This is a genomic window from Frigoribacterium sp. PvP032 (genome assembly GCF_017833035.1).
GTDB lineage: Bacteria > Actinomycetota > Actinomycetes > Actinomycetales > Microbacteriaceae > Frigoribacterium.
This window is the reverse complement of sequence record NZ_JAFIBM010000001.1, coordinates 1,801,518-1,825,467: the sequence shown is the minus strand read 5'-3', so window position 1 is coordinate 1,825,467 and position 23,950 is coordinate 1,801,518. Positions and strand designations below refer to the sequence as shown.

The window sequence follows — 23,950 nt, the reverse complement described above, 5'->3', positions numbered from 1 at the left end:
CCGTGAGAAGACGACTGACCGCCGCTGGCCTCGCCGCGGTCGTGCTGGTGGGCCTGACGGCCTGCTTCCCCGACCTCACGACCCTCCAGCCCGTGGGCCAGGACAGCTCCGAGCCCGGCACGGCGCCGAGCGGTGCGGCCACCCAGGTGCCGCAGCCCCAGGTGACGGGCGCGCCCGGCACGGGCGGCGCCTCGCCTGACGAGCTGGCCCCGGGCGGCACGCTCCTCAACCAGGTCAACTACAAGGACCTGACGATCTACGTGTACAGCGTCGGCACGCTGACGACGACGGCCCCCTCCATCTACGCCCGGCCCGACGGCAGCGACCCGTACCCGGCCGGCACCACCGTCGAGGCGACCGCCTACGTGCTCGCCAACAACTCGCAGCGTCGGCTCGACCTGACAGACCTGAGCGCTGACTACTCGGCCTACGGCAACGACCTCGCCCAGCAGGACGTGTTCGCCGGGCAGGACCTGCTGACTGACGCGGGCTACTCGACCTCGCTCGAGTCGGCCTTCCCGGCCGACACGGCGACCTGGTACCTGCTGCCGGGCGAGTCCGCCGTGTTCGCCAACGCCTGGTTCCACCGGCCTGCGGACGGGCCGCTGACGCTGCAGTTCCTCTGGCCCGCCGAACGGATCTTCCTCGGCGCGAACATCCAGTTCTAGGCGGTGCCGCCGTTGCCGCCGGTGCCGCCGCTACCGCCCGTGCCGCTGCCGTCGACGGCGTCGACTGTGTCGATCGCCGAGGACGTGGGGGCGTCGACCGCCCCGCCGAACCGGCGAGAGCGCCTCGCGTAGGTGACGACCGCCTCCCACAGGTCGGACCTGGTGAAGTCCGGCCAGAGCCGGTCGAGGAACACCATCTCGGCATAGGCCGACTGCCACAGCATGAAGTTGCTCGTCCGCTGCTCGCCCGAGCTGCGGACGAAGAGGTCGACGTCGGGCAGCTCGGGCGCGTACAGGTGGCGCTGGATGAGCTTCTCGCTGACGCCGGACGGCTTGACCCGGCCGGCCGCCACGTCCTCTGCGATGGCGCGGACCGCGTCGGCGATCTCGGTGCGGCCGCCGTAGTTGACGCACATCGTGAGGGTCAGCACGTCGTTGTCCCGGGTGAGCTCCTCGGCGTACTGCAGCTCCCTGATCACCGAGCCCCAGAGGCGCGGCTTGCGGCCTGCCCAGCGGACGCGCACGCCCCAGGCGTTCAGCTGGTCGCGCCTCCTGTGCAGGACGTCGCGGTTGAAGCCCATCAGGAACTTCACCTCGTCGGGCGAGCGCTTCCAGTTCTCGGTCGAGAAGGCGTAGACGCTGAGGTGCTTCACGCCGAGCTGGATGGCCCCGGCGACGACGTCGAGCAACGAGGCCTCGCCCTGCTTGTGGCCCTCGACGCGGGACAGGCCCCTGGCGTTCGCCCACCGCCCGTTGCCGTCCATGACGATCGCGACGTGCTCGGGGACGGCGCCCCGGGGCAGCTCTGGCGGGTAGATGCCCGTCCAGTCGACGGGACGCCAGTCGACGGCGTCGCGGTGGGTCTTCTTCACGGGGTGCCTTCCCTGGCGGCGGCGGGCAGCGCCCGGCCGGGCTCTCGGTCGATGTGCTGGAGCGATCTCAAGCCGCGCTCGAGGTGCCACTGCGTGTACGCGGCCACGACGCCGCTCGCCTGGTTGCGGGTCGCGTCGGGGGTCGCGTCGGCCGCCTCCCAGTCGCCGGTCAGCAGCGCAGACAGCAGGCCGAGGGCAGGAGGCGCGAGCCGCGGAGCACCGGGAGGCGCGTGCTCGTCGGCCACCACTCCCCCGAGCTGGACCACGAAGGCCGAGTGCGGACCCGGGGCGCCCGAGACGGCGCAGTCGCCGAAGCTCGGCGACCAACCGGCGATGCTCAGGGCACGGAGCAGGTACGAGTCGAGGGTCAGCTGGGGCGCGTGCTCACGACGGCTCAGCGACCGGAGGGCACCGACGAGGAGGAGGTACTGCTGGAGGCCTGCCTCGGCGTCGGTCAGCTTGTCGGCCGTCTCGACCATGACACTGCCGGCCGTGTAGCTCGCGTAGTCGGCCGCGATCAGGGCGCCGTACGAACCGAGCGACTCGGCCTGCGTCACGATGTCGAGCGACCGCCCCTCGTAGAGCTGCACGTCGGCCACCATCATCGGCTCGAGTCGGGAGCCGAACTTCGAGCCCGTGCGTCGGACCCCCTTGGCGACGGCCCGGATCTTGCCGTGCTGGCGGCTGAGCATGGTGAGGATGCGATCGGCCTCACCCAGCTTGTGGGTGCGCAGGACGACGCATTCATCTCGGTACACGGGCACTCGGCCATGATCCCACGCGTGGTACAAGTGCAGGATGCACGCCACGGCCTTCGCGATCCCCCTCTGGGCCGACCTCCTCGCCGTCGGGGTCGGGAGCTTGCAGGGCGCTATGTTCGCCTCCGAGTTCAAGGACCGGCGTCTCGACCTGCTCGGAGTGGCCATCATCGGCATCGCCACCGGGCTCGGCGGCGGGATCTTGCGTGACGTCCTGCTCGGACAGGTGCCGCGGGCGATGTCGAGCAACTGGTACCTCGTCGTCGCGGTGGGCGCCGCGCTCGTGGGGATGGCCCTGCAGCGCCTGTTCCACCGACTGGCGGGCCTGATCACCGCCCTGGACGCGCTCACGATCGGCCTCTTCGGCGCGATCGGCTCGACGAAGGCACTGGCGCTCGGGCTGCCCGAGATCCCCGCCGTGTTCGTGGGGGTGATCTCCGCGGTCGGGGGCTCGGTGCTGCGCGACCTGCTGATGAACTTGACGATCGCGATGATGCACGTCGGGTCGCTGTACGCGGTGGCCGCCGCCGCGGGGACCGTCGTGCTCGTCGTGCTCGTGTCGGTCGGCGCACCGGTTGCGCTGTCGGCCATCATCGGGACGTCGGTGACCCTGGTGATCCGACTGCTCGCCGTGCGCTTCGGCTGGACGCTGCCTGAGCAGCGCGCCCTCAGCCGGTTGCCGCGCTGGCGCCGGCCGCGCTGACGTCTCGCCAGCTGGGCGGGCTGCCGCGCACCGCGCGCCCCGGTGCGCGTGCAGGCAGGATCCGTGTCGGCAACTCCTGGCCGGTGCGCCGGCGCAGCCGCTGGGACGGGGCGCGCGCAGACCCGGCCGCGCACGCGTCACAAGTTGCCGACACGAGGTCACCCGCGCTGGCCCACGTCGGCAACTCCTGACGGGTGCGACGGCGCTGTCGCCGCTCGCGGCCGTCCGTGCGCGCGACCGGGCACGCTTCAGGAGTTGCCGACACGATGCCCGGCCGCCACCGGACGGGCCAGCGGCGAGCCGAGCGGGCCGGCCGGGCGGCTAGGCGGTGGCGAGCTCGCGCAGGGACGAGGTGCGGCGGACGGCGCGGTTCACCGCGGAGACGATGGCCTTGAGCGACGCCGTCGAGATGTCGGCGTCGATGCCCACGCCCCAGAGGCGGGTCCCGTCGACGTCGAGCTCGACGTACGCGGCGGCCTGTGCGTCGCCGCCCGCGCTGAGGGTGTGCTCGACGTAGTCGTAGAGCTCGACCTGCACCCCCTGGTCGGCGAGGACCTGGATGAACGCGTCGATGGGCCCCTTGCCCCGGCCGGAGGTCGACTCGACCGAGTCGCCGACACGCAGGTCGACGTCGAGCGCGGTGACGCCGCCCATGTCGCTCGACGTGCCCGTGCGGGTCAGCTCGAACCTGCCCCACTTGTCGTCGTCGATCGGCGCGGGCAGGTACTCGTCCTGGAAGATCGACCAGATGTGCGCGCTCGACATCTCGCCGCCCTCGGCATCGGTGCGCGTCTGGACGACCCCGCTGAACTCGATCTGCAGCTTGCGCGGCAGGTCGATGGCGTGGTCGGCCTTGAGCAGGTAGGCCACGCCGCCCTTGCCCGACTGCGAGTTCACCCGGATGACGGCCTCGTAGCTTCGCCCCAGGTCCTTGGGGTCGACCGGCAGGTACGGCACCGCCCAGACCAGGTTGTCGACGCTCGTCCCCTTCGACTCGGCCTCGGCCGCCATCGCCTCGAAGCCCTTCTTGATGGCGTCCTGGTGGGAGCCGCTGAAGGCCGTGTAGACGAGGTCGCCCGCCCAGGGACTGCGCTCCGGCACGGGCAGCTGGTTGCAGTGCTCGGCGGTGCGCTTGACCTTGTCGAGGTCGCTGAAGTCGATCTGGGGGTCGATGCCCTGCGTGAACAGGTTGATCCCGAGGGCGACGAGGTCGACGTTGCCGGTGCGCTCGCCGTTGCCGAACAGGCAGCCCTCGATGCGGTCGGCCCCGGCGAGGTAGCCGAGCTCGGCGGCCGCGATGCCCGTGCCGCGGTCGTTGTGCGGGTGGAGCGACAGGATGACGCTGTCCCGACGAGCGAGGTTGCGGTGCATCCACTCGATCGAGTCGGCGTAGACGTTCGGGGTGGCCATCTCGACGGTCGCCGGCAGGTTGATGATCACGGGCCGCTCGGGGGTGGCGTCGAAGGCCTCGATGACCTGGTTGCAGATGTCGCGGGCGAAGTCGAGCTCGGTGCCGGTGTAGCTCTCGGGCGAGTACTCGTAGAAGACGGCGGTCTCGGGGATGGTCGCCTCCGCCGCGCGGCAGAGCCGGACGCCCTCGAGCGCGATGTCGACGATGCCCTGCCGGTCGGTCCGGAACACGACGTCGCGCTGGAGCACGCTGGTCGAGTTGTAGAGGTGCACGATCGCCTGCTTCGCCCCGGCGATGGCCTCGTAGGTGCGAGCGATGAGGTGCTCGCGCGCCTGGGTCAGCACCTGGATCGTCACGTCGTCGGGGATCGCGCCCGTCTCGATCAGGCTGCGGACGAAGTCGAAGTCGGTCTGGGAGGCGCTCGGGAAACCGACCTCGATCTCCTTGTAGCCCATGCCGACCAGCAGGTCGAACATGATGCGCTTGCGCTCAGGGCTCATCGGGTCGATCAGCGCCTGGTTGCCGTCCCGGAGATCGACGGCGCACCAGCGCGGAGCCTCGGTGATGCGACGGGAGGGCCACGTCCGGTCAGGCAGGTCGACGGTGATCTGCTCGTGGAACGGGCGGTACTTGTGGATCGGCATCCCGGACGGGATCTGTGCGTTCTTCATGACTCGGGTCTTCTCTGCCCCGACGACGGGGCCTCAGCGCGTGGATGGTGTCGGCCGACGACGAACTCCGCGACGAGGGAGGCCTGGGTCAGGACTCGTCGCGGCAGCTAAGGAGGAGCAGACCGAACAACACGAGGCGAATCTAGCACCCGAGTCCCCTCCGTGACGGACCAGCCGACGGAGGATGACACCGACGAGCCGGGCGGCGCGCGGGACGGAGCCCTGCAAGGCACCGTCTACTCGGTGATGCCGTGCTCGTAGGCGTAGACGACGAGCTGCACGCGGTCGCGCAGGGACAGCTTCGACAGCACCCGGCTGATGTGCGTCTTGACCGTGGCCTCGCTGAGGAACTCGCGACCGGCGATCTCCGAGTTGCTCAGCCCACGGGCCGCGAGGTCGAAGATGTCCCGCTCGCGGCTGGTGAGGGTGCTGAACGCGGGCGGGATCGCGGCGGCCCGTGACGATCGACCGTCGAAGTGCTCGAAGAGCTCCCGAGTCGCCGAGGCCGCGATGACGGCCGTGCCCGCGTGCACGGTGCGGATCGCCGCGAGGAGGAACTCGGGATCCGCGTCCTTGAGCACGAACCCGCTCGCGCCGCCCCTGATGGCCCGCGTCGCTGCCTCGTCGAGGTCGAACGTCGTGAGCACGATGATGCGAGGCGGCCGACGAGCGGCCGCCTCTGCGTCGGCCAGGATCGCACTGGTCGCGGCGATCCCGTCCATCACGGGCATGCGGATGTCCATCAGGACGACGTCGGGACGAGCCTCGGCCACCATCACCACCCCCTCCTCGCCGTCGCTGGCCTCGCCGACGAACTCGAGGTCGGGCTGGGAGCCGACGAGCATCTTGATGCCGGCCCGGAAGAGCGCCTGGTCGTCGACCAGGGCGACGCGGATGGTGGTGGTCATCGGATCATCCCTACTTCTTGCGTGAGCGCCAGGGTCGGCACGATGGCGTGGACGACGAAGCGGCCGTCGGCGTCCTGGGTGGTGAGCGACCCGCCGGCCAGGGTGGCGCGCTCGCGCATCCCGTCGAGACCGTGGCCGCCTCGACGCATCTCTCCGGTCGTGCGTGTGTCGACGGGTGCGGTGGCAGGCCGGACGGTGTTGGTGACGACCAGGTGGAGAGCGTCGAAGCGCCACTCGAAGAGCACGCCGACCGGAGCGTCACGAGCGCCGTGCCGCAGCGCGTTGGTGAGCGACTCCTGCACGATGCGGAAGACGGCGAGCTGCCGGTTGGTGCCCAGCTGCTGGGGCTCCCCGTGCACGCGGTGGTCGATCTCGAGGCCGGAGCCGCGCATCTGGTCGAGGAGGCGGTCGAGATCGCCCAGCGCGGGCTGCGGTGCCTCACCCTGGCTGTGACGCAGCTGCCCCAGCAGGACTCGGACGTCTCCGAGCGCCTCGCGGGCCGTGCCCGCGATGGTCACGAGCGCCTCGTCGACGCTGGTGGGATCGACCCTGGCGGCGTAGCGGGCACCGTCGGCCTGCGCGATCACGACCGCGAGCGAGTGCGCGACGACGTCGTGCATGTCGCGCGCGATCCGGTTGCGCTCCTGCTCGACGGCGATGTCCCGCTCGGCCCGCGCGGCCTCGCGCTCGGCCCTGGCCGCGTCGCCCTCGGCGCGGGCCGTCTCGCGCTCGGCCGTGAGCTGTGCCTCTCGGCTGACCCTCGCGGTCGACCGTGCCCTGGTCAGCAGCCCGGCGGCCCACGGCAGCCCGAGCAGACCGAGGAAGCCGAGGAACGTGATCCCCAGCTGCAGGAGGATCTGGATGACGTCCGTGATGCCGTACACGTCGTAGGAGATGCCGAACAGCGACGTCTGGACGGACGACACGTAGAAGGTGCCGGCGACCGCGCCCAGCGCGACCGAGCCGAGGCCGGCCCACTTGGCCCGCTCGCTGCCGTACGCGGCGACGGTGTAGAGGATCGCGCAGACGGCGAGGTTGCTGACGCCGGGCGTGGTCAGCGACGCCATCTCGCCCAGGGCCACCACCCAGGCGAGCACCAGCGCGAACGACGGGGACACCCGCCGGATCGCCGCCGCCACGACCATGCCGAGCACGACGAGAGCACCCGTCAGGTCGCCGTCCAGGAACAACAGCGAGACGAACCCGAGCAGGAGTGCCGCCGACACGTCGACGACGACCTGGTAGGGCGCGAGGCGGCGGAAGGTCATCCGACGAGCGTAGGGCTCACCGGGACGCCCCGGGGCGACTCCGGAGCCCCCGACGACCAGCGGCCGACCAGGATCATCCTGTGGAGGGACGGCCCCGTCCGAGGTCAGAACCCCAGGCGACCGAGCAGCTTGGGGTCGCGCTGCCAGTCTTTCGCGACCTTGACCCGGATCGAGAGGAACACCTGGTGGCCGACGAGCGGCTCGATCTGCGCGCGGGCCCTCGCGCCGACCTCGCGCAGCCTGGCGCCGCCCTTGCCGATCACGATGGCCTTCTGGCTGTCGCGCTCGACGAAGAGGTTCGCGTAGATCTCGAGGATGTCCTTGTCGTCGCGCTGCACCATGTCGTCGATGGTCACGGCGAGCGAGTGCGGCAGTTCGTCCTGGACGCCCTCGAGGGCCGCCTCCCGGATGTACTCCGAGACCCTGTCCTCGAGGCCCTCCTCGGTGACGGCGTCCGAGGGGTAGAGCGCGGGCGACAAGGGCATCAGCTTGATGAGCTCGTCGGCGAGGACGTCCAGCTGCACGTCGCCGAGGGCGGAGAGCGGGATGATCGCCTCCCAGTCACGCAGCCGGCTCACGGCCAGCAGCTGCTCCGCCACGGCCGGCCGCGAGGTCGTGTCCGTCTTGGTGACGATGGCGACCTTCTTGGCCCGGGGGAACGCGTCGAGCTGCTCGTTGATGAACTTGTCGCCGGGGCCGATCTTCTCGTCGGCGGGGATGCACAGCCCGATCACGTCGACGTCGCCGAGGGTCGTCTGCACGACGTCGTTGAGGCGCTCGCCCAGCAGAGTCCGGGGACGGTGCATGCCCGGCGTGTCGACGAGCACGAGCTGACCGGCGGGGTGGTGCACGATCCCGCGGATGGCCCGCCGGGTCGTCTGGGGCTTCGAGGAGGTGATGGCCACCTTCTCGCCCACGAGGGCGTTCGTCAGGGTCGACTTGCCGACGTTCGGCCGTCCGACGAACGAGACGAAGCCCGCGCGGTGGTCGGTGCCGACAGGAGGCATGGGAGGCAGGACGGAGTCGTCGCCGGTGGTCGTCATGGTGCTTCTCTCGGGGAGGGGGTGGAGTCGAGGTCGGTCAGGGCGGCCTGGGCGGAGACCAGGGCAGGGTCGCGCTCGACGAGGACGGTCTGGAGGTCGCGACGTCGCCCCTCCGTGCGGTCTGCCGTGAGCACGAGCCCGGAGACGGTGACGGTCGAGCCCTTCTCGGGCAAGCGCCCGAGCTGCTTCGTCAACAGGCCGCCGACGGAGTCGACGTCGTCGTCGTCGAGCTCGATGCCGAAGAGGTCGCCGAGCTCGTCCACCGCGAGGCGCGCGCTCACCCGGTAAAGCCCGGGAGCGATCTCGCGGTGCTCGGCCACGGTGCGGTCGTACTCGTCGCTGATGTCGCCGACGAGCTCCTCGATGAGGTCCTCGAGGGTCACGAGGCCGGCGATGCCGCCGTACTCGTCGACCACCATCGCGAGGTGGTTCTTGTCGAGCTGCATCTGGCGGAGCGCGTCGTCGGCCTTCTTCGACTCGGGCACGAAGACCGCCGGCCGGGCGAGGTCGGCCACCGCGGCGTCGTCGTCGCCGGCGTGCTCGTGCAGCCGGCGGGCGAGGTCGCGCAGGTAGACGACCCCGACGACGTCGTCGCTGTCGCGGCCGACCACCGGCACCCTCGAGACGCCGCGGCCGAGGAAGAGGCTCATCGCGGAGCGGACGGAGGCCGTCGACTCGATGGTGACCATGTCGGTGCGCGGCACCATCACCTCGCGGACGACGGTGTCGCTGAACTCGAAGATCGAGTGGATGAGCTCACGGTCGTCCTCTTCGAGCACGTCGAGCTCGGTGGCCTCGTCGACCATGCTGAGCAGTTGTTCCTCGGACGAGAACGACGCGCTGCGGGGCCGGCCGGGCGTGACCCTGTTGCCGATCGCCACGAGGGCGTCCGCGAGCGGGCCGAGGACCACGCGGAGGCCCCGGACCAGGCCGGCGGTCGCGACGACGAGGCCCCTGGCGTGCGCACGGCCCACACTGCGCGGGCTGGAGCCGACGAGCACGAAGGACACCAGCGTCATGATCAACGCGGACAGCAGCAGGGCGAGCCACCAGCGCTCGATCGTGAAGGCGAACGAGAGGGAGACGAGGACGGCCGCGGACGTCTCGGCGACCACCCTCGTGAAGTTGACCGCGTTGACGTGGGCGCCGATGTCGGCAGCGACCGCCGACAGCGAGGCGCTGCTGCGGGGCGAGGCCTCTGCTTCTTCGAGCAGGTCGCCCCGGCTCAGCACGCCGAGCGCGGCGTCGACCGCCGCGAGCAGCCCCCCGAGGACGACGAGCACGACGGCCACGATGACGAACACGGTGACCATCACGGCGTCACCGTCTCTCGTCGGCGCCGGCGAACGCGGCGAGTATCTCGCGCTGGAGACCGAACATCTCGCGTTCGTCGTCGGGCTCGGCGTGGTCGAAGCCGAGCAGGTGCAGGACGCCGTGGCAGGTGAGCAACAGCATCTCGTCCAGCGGGCTGTGGCCTGCCGTCGCCGCCTGGGCGACGGCGACCTGGGGACAGACCACGATGTCGCCGAGCAGCCCGGCCGGCGTGGGCTCGTCCTCCGTGCCTGGGCGCAGCTCGTCCATCGGGAAGCTCAGGACGTCGGTGGGGCCCGGCTCGTCCATCCACTGGACGTGGAGCTGCTCCATGGCGGCCTCGTCGACGAACACGATCGCCAGCTCGGCCTCGGGGTGCACGTGCATCTGGTCGAGCGCGAAGGTCGCCAGGCGCTGGATCGCCGCCTCGTCGACCTCGAGGCCCGACTCGTTGTTGACCTCGATGCTCATCGGGTGCCTCTCTTCGGGAGCCGGTCCCGGGTCGCGGACGAGCGACGCTCGGCGCGGTTCGCCCCGTCGCCGGTCGATGCGACCGCCGAGGCGGAGCTCGCCGCATCCTGCCGCTCGGCCCGCTGTGCCTGACGCTCGGCGTCGTAGGTGGTGTACGCGTCGACGATGCGGCCGACGAGGGTGTGCCGGACCACGTCGTCGCTGGTGAGGCGGGCGAAGTGGATGTCGTCGATGTCGTCGAGCACCCTGGTCACGAGCTGGAGGCCGCTGGCCCCGGTCGGCAGGTCGACCTGCGTCACGTCGCCGGTGACGACCATGCGCGAGCCGAACCCGAGCCGCGTGAGGAACATCTTCATCTGCTCCGGCGTGGTGTTCTGCGCCTCGTCGAGCACGACGAAGGCGTCGTTGAGCGTCCGACCTCGCATGTAGGCCAGGGGCGCCACCTCGACGGTGCCCGCCGCGAGGAGCTTCGGCACGATCTCCGGGTCCATCATCTCGTTGAGCGCGTCGTAGAGGGGACGCAGGTACGGGTCGATCTTGTCGGTCAGCGTGCCGGGCAGGAACCCGAGCCGCTCGCCGGCCTCGACCGCGGGGCGGGTGAGGATGATCCGCTGCACCTCGCGGCGCTGCAGGGCCTGCACGGCCTTCGCCATCGCGAGGTACGTCTTGCCCGTGCCGGCAGGGCCGATCCCGAACGTGATCGTGTGCTCGTCGATCGCGTCGACGTACTGCTTCTGGCCGAGCGTCTTGGCGCGCACGGCCTTGCCGCGACTGGAGACGATGGGCTGGCCGAACACGTCGGACGGCGTCGCGGCCCCCGAGTCGAGCAGCTTCGCCGACGTCTCGACCTCGGCCGGGGCGAGGTCGTGGCCCCCGCGGACGAGCCCGACGAGCTCGTCCACGACCACGCGGGCACGTCCCACGGACGCGGTCGGCCCCTCGAGGGCGACCTCGTTGCCCCGGACGAGCACGCGGACGTCGGGGTACCGCTTCTCGACGGTGCGCAGCAGCCGGTCCTGGGGACCGAGCAGCTGGACCATGGCCACGCCGTCGACGGTGAGGTCGACGCGCACGGTGCCCTCGCCTGTGGGCTGAGGGTCGGTGGATCGGGTCTCGCTAGTGGGCAAGGGAGCCTTCCTCGAGGGGGCCTGCGAGCACGTGGGCGTGCACGTGGAACACGGTCTGGCCGGCAGAGGCGCCGGTGTTGAAGATCAGGTGGAACTCGCCCGTGCCGCCCGAGGCCGCGACGACCTCGTCGCCGAGGAGAGCCCGGTCGGACGCGAGCGCAGAAGCGGTGGACACGATCTCGGCGAGCAGGGCGGGATCTGCCGCCGCGAGCGCGACGACGTCACGGTGGCGCTCGGTCTTCGGCACGACGAGCACGTGGAACGGCGCCTGGGGCGCGATGTCGCGGAACGCGATCAGCGCGTCGCTCTCGAAGACGACGTCTGCAGGGATCTCGCGAGCGACGATGCGGCTGAAGACCGACGGCTCGGTCGGTGCTGGCTCTGTCTCGGACATGTCGTCCATGGTAGTCGTGGCCGCCGACACGGGCCTGGCGGCGGCCGCCTCGGCCGGCCCGACGGAGGCGGCCTCGGCCCCTACCAGCGCCCGAGCCTCACGCTGAGGACGGCGAGGGCTGCCGGCCCGGCCGTCGAGGTCCGGAGCACGGAGTCCCCGAGCCGCACAGGGACGGCCCCCGCGCCGGCGAGCAGCTCGAGCTCGGACGGGGAGATGCCGCCCTCGGGGCCGACCACCACCAGGACGGACGACGGTGCGCCTCCTTCGCTCTCGAGGGCGACGTCAGAGAGCGCCCGCTCCGCGGTCGGCTCGAGCACGAGCACCGTCTCGCGGACGGCCCTCGCGCAGAGCTGCTTCGTGGAGACCAGGTCGGAGACGACCGGTGCCCAGGGCCGGATCGCCTGCTTGGTCGCCTCTCGAGTGATCGCACGCCACCGGGCCGTGCCCTTCGCGATCTTCGCGCCCTCCCAGCGGGACACACTGCGCGCGGCGGACCACGGGACGACCTCGTCGACCCCGAGCTCGGTGGCGGCCTGGACGGCGAGCTCGTCCCGGTCGCCCTTGGCCAGGGCCTGCACCAGCACGAGCTGCGTCGCGGGTCGGTCGACCCTGGTCACGTCTGCGGCGACCAGCGCGAGCCGCGAGTCCGTGGCCTCGACGACCTCGCCGCGCACGGAGGTGCCCCGCCCGTCGCCGAGCGACAGCGACTCGCCGACCCGGACCCGGCTGACCGTGACGGCGTGCCGCGCCTCCTGCCCCTCGACCACGACGGTGCTGCCGACGGATGCGTCGGCGAGGTCGTCGACCAGGTAGAAGTGGGCCACGATCAGAAGTGCAGGAACCGGTCGCGGAGCTTGCCGAACAGGCCCTGCTGGAACTGCGACAGCTCGGGCGCCGCCGAGCGGCGTCCGGCGGCGAACTTCTCGATCAGCTCTCGCTCTTTGTGGCTGAGCTTCGTCGGCGTCACGACCTGCACGCCGATCTTGAGGTCACCGCGTCCGGTGCCGCGCAGCTTCGTGATGCCGCGGTCGCGGATCGTGATGACGTCGGCGCTCTGGGTGCCCGGCTTCAGCTCGATCTCGACCTCGCCGTCGAGAGCGTGCAGGGTCGTCTCGGTGCCGAGGATGGCGTCGGCCATCTGCACCTCCAGGGTCGCGAGCAGGTCGTCGCCGTCGCGGCTGTAGATGTCGTGGTGGCGCACCTTCACCTCGAGGTAGAGGTCGCCGTTGGGTCCGCCGGCCTGGCCGACCTCGCCCTGGCTCGGCAGCTGCAGGCGGATGCCCGTGTCGACGCCCGCGGGGATGTCGATCGGGATCGTCCGCCGAGCCCGCACGCGGCCCTGGCCCTGGCAGGTCGGGCACGGGTTGGGGATGACCGTGCCGTAGCCGCGGCAGGTGCCGCACGGGCTGGACGTCATGACGTTGCCGAGCAGCGAGCGGACGGTGCGCTGGATCTGGCCAGAGCCGTTGCAGATGTCGCAGGTCTGGGGCGACGTGCCGGGCGCGCAGCACGAGCCGTTGCAGGTCTCGCAGAGCACCGCAGTGTCGACCTCGATGTCGCGGGTGGTGCCGAAGACGATCTCCTCGAGGTCGACCTCCAGCCGCAGCAGCGCGTCCTGGCCGCGCTCACGACGCGACCGGGGCCCCTGTCGCTGGCCGCCGCCTCCTCCGCCGCCGAAGAACGCGTCGAAGATGTCGCCGAAGCCGGCCGCTCCTCCCCCTCCGCCGCCGCCGAACCCGGCCTGCGGGCCGAGGTCGTAGCGCTCGCGCTGCTGCGGGTCGCTCAGCACGTCGTAGGCGTGCGTGACGTCCTTGAAGCGCTCGGACGCCTCGGGGCTCGGGTTGACGTCGGGGTGCAGCTCGCGCGCGAGCCTGCGGTACGCCTTCTTGATCTCGTCCGGCGTCGCCGACCGGTCGACTCCGAGCACGTCGTAATGATCTGCCACTTGTTCTCGTCTGCCTCTGGTGTCTGGGGGTGGTCTCGTGGGGTCTGGTCAGGGGGCGCGGCGCGGGTGCGCAGGGCCGAGGAGGTGCGGGTCGTCAGCGCTCGGAGAGCAGCGACGAGAGATAGCGGGCCACGGCCCGGACGGCGGCCATGTTGGTCGAGTAGTCCATGCGCATCGGGCCGAGCACGCCGAGGCGCGCGACCTCGCTGCCCGTCGAGGTGTACCCGCTCGCGAGCACGGATGCCTGGGAGAGGCCGAAGGAGGCGTTCTCCCGTCCGATGCTCGCGGCCACGTCGACCGCGTCGAGCTGCATCTCGCCGAAGAGGCGCAGCAGCGCCACCTGCTGCTCGATCGCCTCGAGGACGGGGTAGAGGTCGCCGCTGAAGTCGTCGCCGGTGCGCACGAGGTTGGCCGCGCCGGCCATCACGAGGCGCTCCTGCCGCCCCGCGGCGAGCTGCTCGGCCAGGCTGGCGACGACGATGCCGACCACGACGGCGTGCTCGGGGCGGAAGCCCTCGTGCAGATCCGCCAGCAGCGCGGCCGCGGCGCTGAGCTCGGTGCCGCCCACGGCCGCGTTCAGCGCGCGGCGCAGCTCGGCGAGGAACTCGTCGTCGACGGCGACGGGCAGCTCGACGAGCCGCTGCTCGACCTGGCCCGTGTCGGTGATGAGCACGGTCATGACGCGGCGCTCGGCCAGGCTGACCAGCTCGACGTGCCGCACGCGCGCCCGCGAGAAGGAGGGGTACTGGACCAGCGCCACCTGGTTGGTGAGCTGCGAGAGGAGGCGCACGGTGCGGCCGAGCACCTCGTCGAGGTCGGCGGAGTCGCCGAGGAACGTCTCGATCGCCTGGCGCTGGGCGCTGCTGAGGGGTCGCAGGTCGGCGAGGTGGTTCACGAAGAGCCGGTAGCCCTTGTCGGTCGGCACCCGACCCGACGAGGTGTGCGGTGCCGCGATCAGCTCTTCTTCTTCGAGGAGGGCCATGTCGTTGCGGATCGTCGCGGCGGAGACGCCGAAGTGGTGCCGCTCGACGATCGACTTGGAGCCGACGGGCTCGCGGGACGCGACGTAGTCGTGCACGATGACGCGCAGCACCTCGAGACCACGTTCAGAGACCACGACGCACCTCCCTCTCGCACGGCCGGCGGGGCTCGTCACGACGACGACCCGAGCTCGCTGGCACTCGTCCTGCCAGACTGCCAATCCTACGTCACGAGACCGTCCGGGGGTACTCGACCCGCGCCTCCTGCCTGCCCTATGCTCGCCGTGACGCCCGCCGGACCACCTCGTCCGGCAGCCCGGCCAGCGCCGACGACGAACAGGTGAACAGATGACCGACACCCCTCCTTCCCAGCCGAACGACCCTCAGGGGCCCGGCTGGGGGCAGCAGCAGCCCGGTCAGGGCCAGCCCGGCTACGGCCAGCAGCCCGGCCAGCCCGGCTACGGCCAGCAGCCCGGCTACGGCGCCCCGCAGCCCGTCCAGCCGATGCGCCCCGAGGACGAGAAGCTCTGGGCCACGCTGATCCACGTCGGCGGCATCCTGCTCAGCTTCGTGGCCCCGCTGGTCGGCTACCTCGTGCTCAAGGACCGCGGCCCGTTCGTCCGTGAGCACAGCCGCGTCGCGCTGAACTTCCAGCTGACGATGGTGATCGCCTACGTCATCGGAGGTGCGACGTCGTTCCTCGGCATCGGCGTCCTGATCACGCTCGCGGCGGCGATCGTCGTGATCGTCTTCGGCATCATCGCGGCCCTCGCAGCCAACCGGGGCGAGTACTACAAGTACCCGCTGAGCATCGAGTTCATCAAGGCGTAGCCCGTCCGCTCGGCCGTCGAGGCGCGTCTCCCCTCCGGGAGGCGCGCCTCACGTCGTGTCGGCCCACATACCCCGACTGACTCGCCCGCTGTGGGGCGCAAGCCGCCTAATTTCGAGCCTGCAGCGCGCCAGGTCGGTCCCTACCTCTTGAACCGCCGCCCAATGACGGCCGACCTGCTCGACCTCGCCTAACCTTGGCTCGTGTCAAGACACCTCGCGTCACCCGGGGCATCCCGCTTACTGTCGCCCGCCCCTCGCCTGACTTCCCTCGACGGCCTACGAGGAGCTGCAGCGCTCATCGTTCTTGCGCACCACACTCTGCTCACCAAGCCAGGCCTGGCTGACCCTTATTACACGAACGTCCCCGCCACGGGCACGACCGCGTGGCTCGTACACACGCCGCTGCATCTCCTGTGGGCTGGCACCGAGGCGGTCTACCTGTTCTTCGTGCTCTCCGGTTTCGTACTCGGCCTCGCCGTCAGTTCGCCCAAGTTCACTTGGCGCACCTATCTGCCGGCACGGCTGGTGCGCCTCTACATCCCCGTCACAGCCGCCGTCCTACTCGGCGCGACGATCATCACAGTGTTTCCCCGCGGCGGTGAAGCCAGCGTCTGGCTGCGCCGTCGAGTCCCCGAATACGTCACGTCCTACTTAGAGAAGGACTTGACACTCCTGGCAGGACCCTCCGGTGCGATCACGCCCCTCTGGTCCCTCCAGTGGGAGGTTCTGTTCTCTCTCTTGCTCGCTGCTTTCATCGCTACCGGGTTGGCTCTCAAGCCCTCGGCCCAGATCGTTGCCGCACTGATCGTGTCCACGTACGGCTTCTACTCCGATGTACTAGCACTCGCGTACATGCCGATGTTCCTCATCGGGACGGCCCTCGCCCAGGCCTGGCCCGCGGTCTGGCACCAGCTCAAGCGCACACGCGAGTCCCACGCCCGATGGCTCGCCGTCGTGGTCATCGGCACGCTGCTCACGACGTCCTTTTGGCTGCTCATGCCGTTCGGACCCGTAGCCCGCATCTATCTCTTGACCCGCCCGGCGATCATCATCGGAGTCACGGCCCTCCTGCTCGCCGCAGCGGTGTGGTTGCCTCTCGCCCGTCTGCTGTCCTCACCCGTCTTCCGCTGGGCAGGCATCGTGTCGTTCAGCCTGTACCTGGTGCACGAGCCGATCGTGATCGCTTTCGCTTCCGCCTGGCCCGGCTCCAACGCGGCCCTCGCCGCAGCAGTCCTCGTCTCCCTGTGTACGGGGACGGGCTTCTTCTTGTTGGTCGAGCGCCCGAGCCACAGGCTTGCTCGAGCGTTGGGCCGCGACAAGCCAGTGGCTAACGCAGCCGATGCGCTGAGTTCTCCCCTGACAGTGCGCTAGTCGACCCTGCTTCGCCGTCCATCAGGTCCCGCATGGCCTCGGTGATGCGGTCACCCATGTAGGCGTAGCCGCGAGTGTTCAGGTGGCCACCGTCTGGAGCCGTCATGGCGGGGCTGTTCTTGGTGGTGAACCATCGGCCGTTGACGGCATCTACGAAGGGCACGTCGGCCCCGCCGGCGACCTTTCGAAGTGTCTCTGAGGCGGCCACGTAAGCCTCTCCGCGAGGGAGCGGCGCGGACGGACCGATCATCACGACAGCTGCATCAGGCCACAGATCCTTAGCTTCACGCAGAGCCGCTTGGGCCGCCCTGACCAGCCGGTCCGGATTCGTGTGAACATCGTTCTGGCTGCCCTGGATCACGACGAGGTCGAAAGTCTCGTGCTCGTGTCTGGAGAGCCTGTCGCCAAAGGTCCCCACGCCGGTCGACGAGGGCCCGCCGACAGTCGTGTATCCGCTTCCCAGAACTGCGTCGACAGTCACCGACCAATCAAGAGACGCCGAAGTCCGATTGACCCACGTGTCCCGTTCTGGATCCTCGGCCCCGTAGCCGGCAGTGTAGGAGTCGCCGATTACCAGAACGCGCGGATCTTGCGGCAGGTTCTTGACGGTGATCTGACTTGCCGTCGGATCGCCAGGGCTTGTGGCTACAGCCAAGAACGACGCCGCCAGTACGGCTACACCCAGCACTATGACGGCAGCGGCCAGAACGGAGACGACCCTCTCGCGGGTCCGGGACACGCGCCATCTCCTCGCCATGCGTCGACCCTAGAGGGAACCTCCTGACCAGACGCCGGAGAGCCTTGGACGTAGACCGCCAGGTCGAGACCCGCCTGGCCACGACCGATCCGTTCGGCGCATCCTGACAACCGCCCGATCGAGGGCGCTCTAGCCCTTGCCCTGAGCGGTCCGCGGGCGGCACCTCGTGACGGCCGCACCGCGACGCGACGCGTCGGCCCTCAGACCGGCAGCAGCCGGCGGACCACGGCGTCGGCCATCAGCCGTCCTGTCCGCGTGAGGACGACGCGCCCCGCCAGTGCTTCGCGCCCCTCGACCCAGCCGTCGGCGATCAGCCCGGCCACCGCCGCGCGACCCTCGGGGTCGAGGTCGGTCGTGGGCAGCCCCTCGCGCATCCGGACAGCCAGCAGCACGCGCTCGACCCGCCGGGTCTCGGCGTCGAGGGTCTCGCGGCCGGCCCCCGGCGACTCCCCCGCGGCCATGCGCTGGCCGTAGGCGGCCGGGTGCTTCACGTTCCACCACCGGACGCCCCCGACGTGGCTGTGCGCACCAGGGCCGACGCCCCACCAGTCGTGGCCCTGCCAGTACGACAGGTTGTGCCGCGAGCGGTGCTGCTCGTCGCGCGCCCAGTTGCTCACCTCGTACCAGCCGTAGCCCGCGGCGGCGAGCCGGTCGTCGGCGAGCTCGTACATGTCCGCGGCGGTGTCGTCGTCGGGCTGGGCGACCTCGCCACGCCGGATCTGCCGGGCCAGCTTCGTGCCGTCCTCGACGATCAGCGAGTAGGCGGACAGGTGGTCCGGCTGCTGCTCGAGGGCGACGTCGAGCGATCGAGACCAGTCGTCGAGGGTCTCGCCCGGCGTGCCGTAGATGAGGTCGAGGCTGACGTCGAGCCCGGCGTCACGGGCCCAGCGCACGACGAGCGGGACGCGCTCGGGGTCGTGGGTGCGCTCGAGGGTCGCGAGCACGCTGGGCACCGCGGACTGCATGCCGAAGCTGACGCGCGTGAAGCCGGCGGCCGCCAGCGCCCGCAGGTACTCGGCGTCGACGGAGTCGGGGTTCGCCTCGGTCGTCACCTCGGCGCCGTCGACGAGCCCCCAGGTGTCGACGACCGACGAGAGCATGGCGGCGAGGTCCGTGTGCGGCAGCATCGTGGGCGTGCCGCCCCCGAAGAAGACGGTCGAGACCGGACGAGGAGGCAGCCCGGCGCCCTCGAGGACGCGACCGGCGAGGCGCACCTCGTCCACCGCCTCCTGCGCGTAGTCGTCACGTCGGGCGCCGCGCAGCTCGTCGCCCGTGTACGTGTTGAAGTCGCAGTAGCCACAGCGGACACGGCAGAAGGGGACGTGCAGGTAGACGCCGAAGTTGCGGTCTGCAGCACCCTCGACGACCGACGCGGGCAGCGAGCCGTCGACGGGGGCAGGGTCGCCGAGCGGGAGGGCTCCTGGCACCGTCAGTCGCCCGACCGGCGAGAGCCGGGCTCGCGGATCTCGTCGTCGTGGGCGGCCTCGGCGGCGGCCTCGAGGTCGATGTCGGCCTCGGCCGGGGCGTCGGGCTCGGTCAGGCTCAGGGCCCGGAGGTAGCGACGCGTGTACAGCGCCTGCTGACGCCGCATGAAGGGCTCCACGAGCTTCCAGCGCCAGGTGCTGGGACGCGAGAACGAGCGGATCGACAACCAGACGGAGCCGTCGTCGGTCTGGTCGACGACCCAGCTCTCTTCTCCGCTCTCGGGATGGCCGTCCAGGGTGCCGTAGGCGAAGCCCTTGCGCCTCGGCTCGTCGACGACGTAGACGACCCGCACGGGCGCCTGCACGCTGCGGCCGTAGGCGGAGATCGACAGGGTGGCCGTCGTGCCCGCGGTCAGGAACGCGGTGCCGTCCGGCGCGAAGCGCGACTCGTCGCGGCCCTGCTCCCAGTGGGCCGGGTCGACGGGGACGCCGTCGTCGTCGAACGTGACCGGGTGGTAGCCGCCCTCCTCGACGGGAGGGACGGAGTCGATCCGCACGTCGATCCCGCTGCGCTCCTGGATCTTCCAGGTCATCGTGGCGATCCACGCCGCCTCGAAGCGCGCGTCGCCGTGACCGACCCTGGTGCGGTACTCGGCCGGGCGGAAGCCCTTGGGCGGGTACTGCATCAGGTCGGGCGCCTGCGTCGCGCCGACCTCTCCGTAGGTCGTGTGCGTCTCGGCGTGCGTCGAACGGCGCATCGGCTACTTCTTCTCTTTCTTCGCCTCGGTGTCGCCGCTCAGGGCGGCGATGAACGCCTCCTGGGGCACCTCGACGCGACCGATGGTCTTCATGCGCTTCTTGCCCTCCTTCTGCTTCTCGAGCAGCTTGCGCTTGCGGCTGATGTCGCCGCCGTAGCACTTGGCGAGGACGTCCTTGCGCATGGCGCGGATGCTCTCCCGCGCGATGATCCGGGCGCCGATGGCCGCCTGGATCGGCACCTCGAACTGCTGGCGCGGGATGAGCTCGCGGAGGCGGCCCGTCATGAGGACCCCGTACGCGTACGCCTTGTCACGGTGCACGATCGCGCTGAACGCGTCGACCTGCTCGCCCTGCAGCAGGATGTCGACCTTGACCAGGTCGGCCTCCTGGTCGCCGATGGGCTCGTAGTCGAGGCTCGCGTAGCCGGCGGTCTTCGACTTGAGGCTGTCGAAGAAGTCGAAGACGATCTCGCCGAGGGGCATCGCGTAGCGGATCTCGACGCGGTCCTCGCCGAGGTACTCCATGCCGAGCAGGGCGCCGCGCCGCTGCTGGCAGAGCTCCATGATGACTCCCACGTAGTCCTTCGGGGCGAGGATCGCCGCCTTGACCATCGGCTCGCTGACGCTGGCGATCTTGCCGCCGGGGAACTCGCTCGGGTTCGTGACGGTGACGGTCTGCTTGTCGTCGGTGGTGACCTCGTAGACGACGCTCGGCGCCGTGGTGATCAGGTCGAGGCCGAACTCGCGCTCGAGGCGCTCGGTGATGATCTCGAGGTGCAGCAGGCCGAGGAAGCCGCAGCGGAAGCCGAAGCCGAGCGCGACGCTGGTCTCGGGCTCGTAGACGAGGGCCGCGTCGGACAGCTTGAGCTTGTCGAGGGCCTCGCGCAGGTCGGGGTAGTCGCTGCCGTCGATCGGGTACAGGCCTGAGTAGACCATCGGGAGCGGCTCGACGTAGCCAGCAAGCGCCTCCGTCGCGGGCTTCGCCGAGGTCGTGACCGTGTCGCCGACCTTCGAGAGACGCACGTCTTTCACGCCCGTGATCAGGTAGCCGACCTCCCCGACCGAGAGCCCCTGGCTCGGTGTCGGCTCGGGGGACGAGACGCCGATCTCGAGGATCTCGTGGGTCGACTTGGTCGACATCATCTGCACCTTCTCGCGCGGGTGCAGGGTGCCGTCGATCATGCGGATGTACGTCACGACGCCGCGGTAGCTGTCGTAGACGGAGTCGAAGATCATCGCTCGAGGCGAGGCGTCGAAGTCGCCGGTCGGCGAGGGGATGCGGTCGACGACGCGGTCGAGGAGCTCAGTCACGCCGACGCCCGTCTTGCCGCTGACGCGGAGGACGTCGGCGGGGTCGCCGCCGATCAGGCTCGCGAGCTCGGCGGCGTACTTCTCCGGGTCGGCCGCCGGCAGGTCGATCTTGTTGAGGACCGGGATGATCTCGAGGTCGTTCTCGAGCGCCAGGTAGAGGTTCGCGAGCGTCTGGGCCTCGATGCCCTGCGCGGCGTCGACGAGCAGGATCGCGCCCTCGCACGCGGCGAGCGACCGGCTGACCTCGTAGCTGAAGTCGACGTGGCCGGGCGTGTCGATCATGTTGAGGGCGAAGGTCTGGCCGTCTCGCTCCCAGGGCATGCGCACGGCCTGGCTCTTGATCGTGATGCCGCGCTCGCGCTCGATGTCCATCCGGTCGAGGTACTGGGCGCGCATGGCCCGGTCCTCCACGACGCCGGTGATGCCCAGCATGCGGTCGGCGAGGGTCGACTTGCCGTGGTCGATGTGCGCGATGATGCAGAAGTTGCGGATGTGCTCGGGCGCGGTCTTCGCCGGCTCGAGTGCACGGGTTGCTAGGGGGCTCACACGGTCCTCAGGGGGTGGCGGGCGGTTGTCGCCTCGATTCTCCCACGTCGCGCTCGGGAACCGTGTCGGCAACTCCTGATGCGTGCGCGGCGCCGACGCCGCGGCGGGTACCGGCGGCTGCTCGCGGCGCACCCGTCAGGAGTTGTCAACACGAGGCGCGGCTCCAAGGAGCGGGCGTCAGCCGACGAGGAGGCGTCAGCTGAGGAACGGAGTCAGCTGAAGTACTGGAACAGGCCGAGCAGGCCGATCGGGACTGCTGCCACGAGGCCGACCACGAGGAGGACGACGCTGCCGAGCAGCATCACCCCCGACGCGATGATGCCGATCAGCGCCATCGTGCGGCCCTCGGGCTCGCGTCGGCGCCCGAGCACGCCGAGGACGACGCCGACGATCGGCACGACGAAGGTGAAGCTCAGCGCCACCGACGCGATCCCGAGCACGAGGCTCGTGAGGCTCAGCGGCGAGTGGAGGCCGCCGGCCGCCGCGGGGGCGGCAGGAGCGGCAGGAGCGGCAGGGGCCGCGGTGCGTGCGGCGACGGGCGGGGTGGTCGGTGCGGTGTTCGTCATGCCTCGAGCCTACGAAGGAGGCGCGGCCCGGCTGAAGGGGGCAGACCCCCGCATCGATGCGGGGGCGTTCCCGTCAGGCCGCCGGGGCGGGTGCGGGCAGCGCCCTGAGCCCACGCTCGATCACCTCGGGAGCCGCGGCGAGGCAGATCCGGATCCAGCCCTCGCCGGCCCGGCCGAAGGCACTGCCGGGAGCGACGGCGACCCGCTTCTCGAGCAGGAACCGCTCGGCCCAGCCTGCGACGTCGCCCTGCGACGCGTGGCTCACGTCGATCCAGAGGTAGAAGGCGCCCTGCGGGTCGAGATGGGCCATGCCGCGCTCGGCGAGCAGGGCAGTCGCCAGCTCGAGGTTCTGCCGGTAGTGCTCGCGGGCGTCCGAGACGGGGCCGTGGTCGCCGGTGACCGCGGCGAGGGCCGCGTGCTGGTCGGGCTCGGCGACGCAGCTGATCATCGCCTCCTGGACCGTCCGCATCGTCGGGGCCATGCCGCGCGGGGTCACGAGGTAGCCGACGCGCACGCCGGTCATCGCGTAGGTCTTGCTCAGCGAGAAGGCGCTGAAGACCCGGTCGTCGGCGTCGAGGGAGGCGATGCTCACGTGGGGCGTGCCGTAGGTGAAGTACTCGTAGACCTCGTCGCTGATCACCCAGAGGTCGTGCCGCGCGGCCAGGTCGAGCAGGCCCTGCAGCACCTCGCGCGGCCAGACGACCCCGAGGGGGTTGGAGGGCGAGTTGACGACGACGGCCCGGGTGCGGTCGGTGACCGCCGCCTCCAGCTGGTCGAGGTCGGGCAGGAACTCCCTGTCGGGCGACAGCGAGTACGGGACGGGGACGGCGTCGAGCATGTGCGCGTTCATCGAGAACGTCGTGTAGCCGGGGTCGGGCACGAGCACCTCGTCGCCAGCGGCGAGCACGAGGCCCATGGCCTGGTAGAGCGCCTGGGTGGCGCCGACCGTGACCCAGACCTGCTCGACGTCGACGTGCAGGTCGTTCTCGCGCGCCAGCTTGGCCACGAGCGCCTCACGGAGCGGGGCGATGCCGCCGTTCGGCGTGTAGCCGGTGCGGTCCTCCGACCACGCGCGACGGGCAGCGTCGCCGATGTGGTGCGGCACGGGCACGTCGGGCTCGCCGATGACCAGCATGGCGACGTCGTCCAGGCCGGCGGCGAGCTCGAAGACCCGACGGATGCCGGAGGCGGGGACGGACGCGATGTGCGGGGCGAGCGACGGCATGACGGCACCGTACTACGGGCGACACGCCCCCCTCCCGGGTCGCCGCAGCCTGCGTCGGACGCCCTATCATTGAGAGTCGGGCGACGTGCTGGTAACGTTGCCTGTTGGCTTGCGCGGAACGTCTGACGTGACGGATCGCGAACGCAGCCGAGAGCCGCTCCGGTGGCACCACCGGCGGCAGTCCGGGATGGGCGAGTCCCCTCCCGGTCGGCTCGCAGCACCACCTCACAGAACCGTCCCCCGGGCACGGCGCCGCACTCCGGTGCCGCTCGCCCCGACACACGAAACAGGAAGTAGCGAACGTGGCGAACATCAAGTCGCAGATCAAGCGCATCGGCACCAACAAGAAGGCCCAGGACCGCAACAAGGCCGTCAAGAGCGAGCTCAAGACCGCCATCCGCGCTGCGCGCGAGGCCATCGTCGCCGGCGACAAGGACAAGGCGACCACCACGCTGGCCCTCGCGTCGAAGAAGCTCGACAAGGCCGCCAGCAAGGGCGTCATCCACAAGAACCAGGCCGCGAACCGCAAGTCGTCGATCGCGAAGCAGGTCGGCGCTCTCTGAGCCTGATCACCTGAGCGCACCGCGCTCACCGCGAAGGACCCCGTCTCGATCGAGACGGGGTCCTTCGC

The 23,950-nt window shown here is 70.6% G+C and carries 24 protein-coding genes; 5 read left to right on the top strand and 19 right to left on the bottom strand.

Annotated features, from left to right (window positions below):
- Positions 1–2 precede the first annotated feature (2 nt).
- Entirely contained in the window at positions 3–668 is a 666-nt protein-coding gene (locus tag JOE35_RS08395; RefSeq protein ID WP_209560717.1) for a hypothetical protein, read from the top strand.
- Here JOE35_RS08395 and JOE35_RS08390 read toward each other — a convergent pair.
- Together JOE35_RS08390 and recO are read right to left on the bottom strand one after the other, a co-directional pair.
- Complete coding sequence (locus tag JOE35_RS08390; protein WP_209560716.1) at positions 665–1,540, bottom strand: isoprenyl transferase; 876 nt, start codon at positions 1,538–1,540, stop codon at positions 665–667. The genes JOE35_RS08395 and JOE35_RS08390 overlap by 4 nt on opposite strands.
- Positions 1,537–2,304, bottom strand: a complete 768-nt coding sequence (gene recO / locus JOE35_RS08385) for a DNA repair protein RecO (RefSeq protein WP_209560715.1) — start codon at positions 2,302–2,304, stop codon at positions 1,537–1,539. The genes JOE35_RS08390 and recO overlap by 4 nt, the downstream gene beginning before the upstream one ends.
- 34 nt (positions 2,305–2,338) lie before the next feature.
- On the opposite strand from recO, the gene JOE35_RS08380 reads away from it, so the two are divergent.
- Positions 2,339–3,001, top strand: a complete 663-nt coding sequence (locus tag JOE35_RS08380) for a trimeric intracellular cation channel family protein (RefSeq protein ID WP_209560714.1) — start codon at positions 2,339–2,341, stop codon at positions 2,999–3,001.
- Positions 3,002–3,322: 321 nt separating this feature from the next.
- On the opposite strand, the gene leuA is transcribed toward JOE35_RS08380, so the two are convergent.
- From leuA to hrcA, 11 genes are all read right to left on the bottom strand, one after another.
- Positions 3,323–5,083 (bottom strand): 2-isopropylmalate synthase, encoded by a 1,761-nt coding sequence (gene leuA, locus JOE35_RS08375; RefSeq protein ID WP_209560713.1) that lies wholly within the window; start codon positions 5,081–5,083, stop codon positions 3,323–3,325.
- A gap of 236 nt (positions 5,084–5,319) precedes the next feature.
- Entirely contained in the window at positions 5,320–5,991 is a 672-nt protein-coding gene (locus tag JOE35_RS08370) for a response regulator transcription factor (RefSeq protein WP_209560712.1), read from the bottom strand.
- Positions 5,988–7,259 (bottom strand): sensor histidine kinase, encoded by a 1,272-nt coding sequence (locus tag JOE35_RS08365; RefSeq protein ID WP_209560711.1) that lies wholly within the window; start codon positions 7,257–7,259, stop codon positions 5,988–5,990. Before JOE35_RS08365 ends, JOE35_RS08370 begins: the two co-directional genes overlap by 4 nt.
- A gap of 104 nt (positions 7,260–7,363) precedes the next feature.
- Positions 7,364–8,302: a GTPase Era gene (gene era / locus JOE35_RS08360; protein WP_245186076.1), complete on the bottom strand. Its 939-nt coding sequence runs from the start codon at positions 8,300–8,302 to the stop codon at positions 7,364–7,366.
- Positions 8,299–9,615, bottom strand: a complete 1,317-nt coding sequence (locus JOE35_RS08355) for a hemolysin family protein (RefSeq protein WP_209561946.1) — start codon at positions 9,613–9,615, stop codon at positions 8,299–8,301. The genes era and JOE35_RS08355 overlap by 4 nt, the downstream gene beginning before the upstream one ends.
- Before the next feature lie 7 nt (positions 9,616–9,622).
- Positions 9,623–10,084, bottom strand: coding sequence for an rRNA maturation RNase YbeY (ybeY, locus tag JOE35_RS08350; protein ID WP_192041828.1), 462 nt, complete (start codon positions 10,082–10,084; stop codon positions 9,623–9,625).
- Positions 10,081–11,211: a PhoH family protein gene (locus JOE35_RS08345; RefSeq protein ID WP_374099701.1), complete on the bottom strand. Its 1,131-nt coding sequence runs from the start codon at positions 11,209–11,211 to the stop codon at positions 10,081–10,083. The genes ybeY and JOE35_RS08345 overlap by 4 nt, the downstream gene beginning before the upstream one ends.
- Positions 11,201–11,605, bottom strand: a complete 405-nt coding sequence (locus JOE35_RS08340; protein WP_209560710.1) for an HIT domain-containing protein — start codon at positions 11,603–11,605, stop codon at positions 11,201–11,203. The genes JOE35_RS08345 and JOE35_RS08340 overlap by 11 nt, the downstream gene beginning before the upstream one ends.
- An 80-nt stretch (positions 11,606–11,685) precedes the next feature.
- Positions 11,686–12,429, bottom strand: a complete 744-nt coding sequence (locus tag JOE35_RS08335) for a 16S rRNA (uracil(1498)-N(3))-methyltransferase (protein ID WP_209560709.1) — start codon at positions 12,427–12,429, stop codon at positions 11,686–11,688.
- 2 nt (positions 12,430–12,431) lie between these two features.
- A complete protein-coding gene (gene dnaJ / locus JOE35_RS08330; RefSeq protein ID WP_209560708.1) occupies positions 12,432–13,550 on the bottom strand; it encodes a molecular chaperone DnaJ in 1,119 nt (372 codons plus the stop codon).
- A 94-nt stretch (positions 13,551–13,644) separates the two neighbouring features.
- Positions 13,645–14,667, bottom strand: coding sequence for a heat-inducible transcriptional repressor HrcA (gene hrcA / locus JOE35_RS08325; RefSeq protein WP_209560707.1), 1,023 nt, complete (start codon positions 14,665–14,667; stop codon positions 13,645–13,647).
- Between the two features lie 211 nt (positions 14,668–14,878).
- Here hrcA and JOE35_RS08320 point away from each other — a divergent pair, with 211 nt between their 5' ends.
- Together JOE35_RS08320 and JOE35_RS08315 are read left to right on the top strand one after the other, a co-directional pair.
- Positions 14,879–15,361, top strand: a complete 483-nt coding sequence (locus tag JOE35_RS08320; protein ID WP_245186075.1) for a DUF4870 domain-containing protein — start codon at positions 14,879–14,881, stop codon at positions 15,359–15,361.
- Positions 15,362–15,562: 201 nt separating this feature from the next.
- Positions 15,563–16,732, top strand: a complete 1,170-nt coding sequence (locus JOE35_RS08315) for an acyltransferase (RefSeq protein WP_209560706.1) — start codon at positions 15,563–15,565, stop codon at positions 16,730–16,732.
- Here JOE35_RS08315 and JOE35_RS08310 read toward each other — a convergent pair.
- The 6 genes from JOE35_RS08310 to JOE35_RS08285 form a co-directional block, all read right to left on the bottom strand.
- Positions 16,689–17,471, bottom strand: a complete 783-nt coding sequence (locus JOE35_RS08310) for an SGNH/GDSL hydrolase family protein (RefSeq protein ID WP_209560705.1) — start codon at positions 17,469–17,471, stop codon at positions 16,689–16,691. The genes JOE35_RS08315 and JOE35_RS08310 overlap by 44 nt on opposite strands.
- Positions 17,472–17,689: 218 nt before the next feature.
- Complete coding sequence (gene hemW / locus JOE35_RS08305; RefSeq protein ID WP_209560704.1) at positions 17,690–18,916, bottom strand: radical SAM family heme chaperone HemW; 1,227 nt, start codon at positions 18,914–18,916, stop codon at positions 17,690–17,692.
- 2 nt (positions 18,917–18,918) lie between these two features.
- Positions 18,919–19,671, bottom strand: coding sequence for a DUF1990 family protein (locus JOE35_RS08300; protein ID WP_209560703.1), 753 nt, complete (start codon positions 19,669–19,671; stop codon positions 18,919–18,921).
- Positions 19,672–19,674: 3 nt separating this feature from the next.
- On the bottom strand, positions 19,675–21,528 hold the full coding sequence (gene lepA / locus JOE35_RS08295; RefSeq protein ID WP_209560702.1) for a translation elongation factor 4: 1,854 nt from the start codon (positions 21,526–21,528) through the stop codon (positions 19,675–19,677).
- Positions 21,529–21,740: 212 nt separating this feature from the next.
- Complete coding sequence (locus JOE35_RS08290; protein ID WP_209560701.1) at positions 21,741–22,094, bottom strand: DUF4190 domain-containing protein; 354 nt, start codon at positions 22,092–22,094, stop codon at positions 21,741–21,743.
- A gap of 73 nt (positions 22,095–22,167) precedes the next feature.
- Positions 22,168–23,319, bottom strand: a complete 1,152-nt coding sequence (locus JOE35_RS08285) for a pyridoxal phosphate-dependent aminotransferase (RefSeq protein ID WP_209560700.1) — start codon at positions 23,317–23,319, stop codon at positions 22,168–22,170.
- 302 nt (positions 23,320–23,621) lie between these two features.
- On the opposite strand from JOE35_RS08285, the gene rpsT reads away from it, so the two are divergent.
- Positions 23,622–23,882: a 30S ribosomal protein S20 gene (gene rpsT, locus JOE35_RS08280; protein WP_209560699.1), complete on the top strand. Its 261-nt coding sequence runs from the start codon at positions 23,622–23,624 to the stop codon at positions 23,880–23,882.
- The last annotated feature ends 68 nt before the right edge of the window (positions 23,883–23,950 follow it).

Excerpts from the sequence above, each read along its gene's own strand:
- JOE35_RS08380 (WP_209560714.1), top strand. The coding sequence starts at position 2,339 with ATGCACGCCACGGCCTTCGCGATCCCCCTCTGGGCCGACCTCCTCGCC.
- leuA (WP_209560713.1), bottom strand. The coding sequence starts at position 5,083 with ATGAAGAACGCACAGATCCCGTCCGGGATGCCGATCCACAAGTACCGC.
- JOE35_RS08370 (WP_209560712.1), bottom strand. The coding sequence starts at position 5,991 with ATGACCACCACCATCCGCGTCGCCCTGGTCGACGACCAGGCGCTCTTC.
- JOE35_RS08365 (WP_209560711.1), bottom strand. The coding sequence starts at position 7,259 with ATGACCTTCCGCCGCCTCGCGCCCTACCAGGTCGTCGTCGACGTGTCG.
- era (WP_245186076.1), bottom strand. The coding sequence starts at position 8,302 with ATGACGACCACCGGCGACGACTCCGTCCTGCCTCCCATGCCTCCTGTC.
- JOE35_RS08355 (WP_209561946.1), bottom strand. The coding sequence starts at position 9,615 with ATGGTCACCGTGTTCGTCATCGTGGCCGTCGTGCTCGTCGTCCTCGGG.
- ybeY (WP_192041828.1), bottom strand. The coding sequence starts at position 10,084 with ATGAGCATCGAGGTCAACAACGAGTCGGGCCTCGAGGTCGACGAGGCG.
- JOE35_RS08340 (WP_209560710.1), bottom strand. The coding sequence starts at position 11,605 with ATGTCCGAGACAGAGCCAGCACCGACCGAGCCGTCGGTCTTCAGCCGC.
- JOE35_RS08320 (WP_245186075.1), top strand. The coding sequence starts at position 14,879 with ATGACCGACACCCCTCCTTCCCAGCCGAACGACCCTCAGGGGCCCGGC.
- JOE35_RS08300 (WP_209560703.1), bottom strand. The coding sequence starts at position 19,671 with ATGCGCCGTTCGACGCACGCCGAGACGCACACGACCTACGGAGAGGTC.
- JOE35_RS08290 (WP_209560701.1), bottom strand. The coding sequence starts at position 22,094 with ATGACGAACACCGCACCGACCACCCCGCCCGTCGCCGCACGCACCGCG.
- JOE35_RS08285 (WP_209560700.1), bottom strand. The coding sequence starts at position 23,319 with ATGCCGTCGCTCGCCCCGCACATCGCGTCCGTCCCCGCCTCCGGCATC.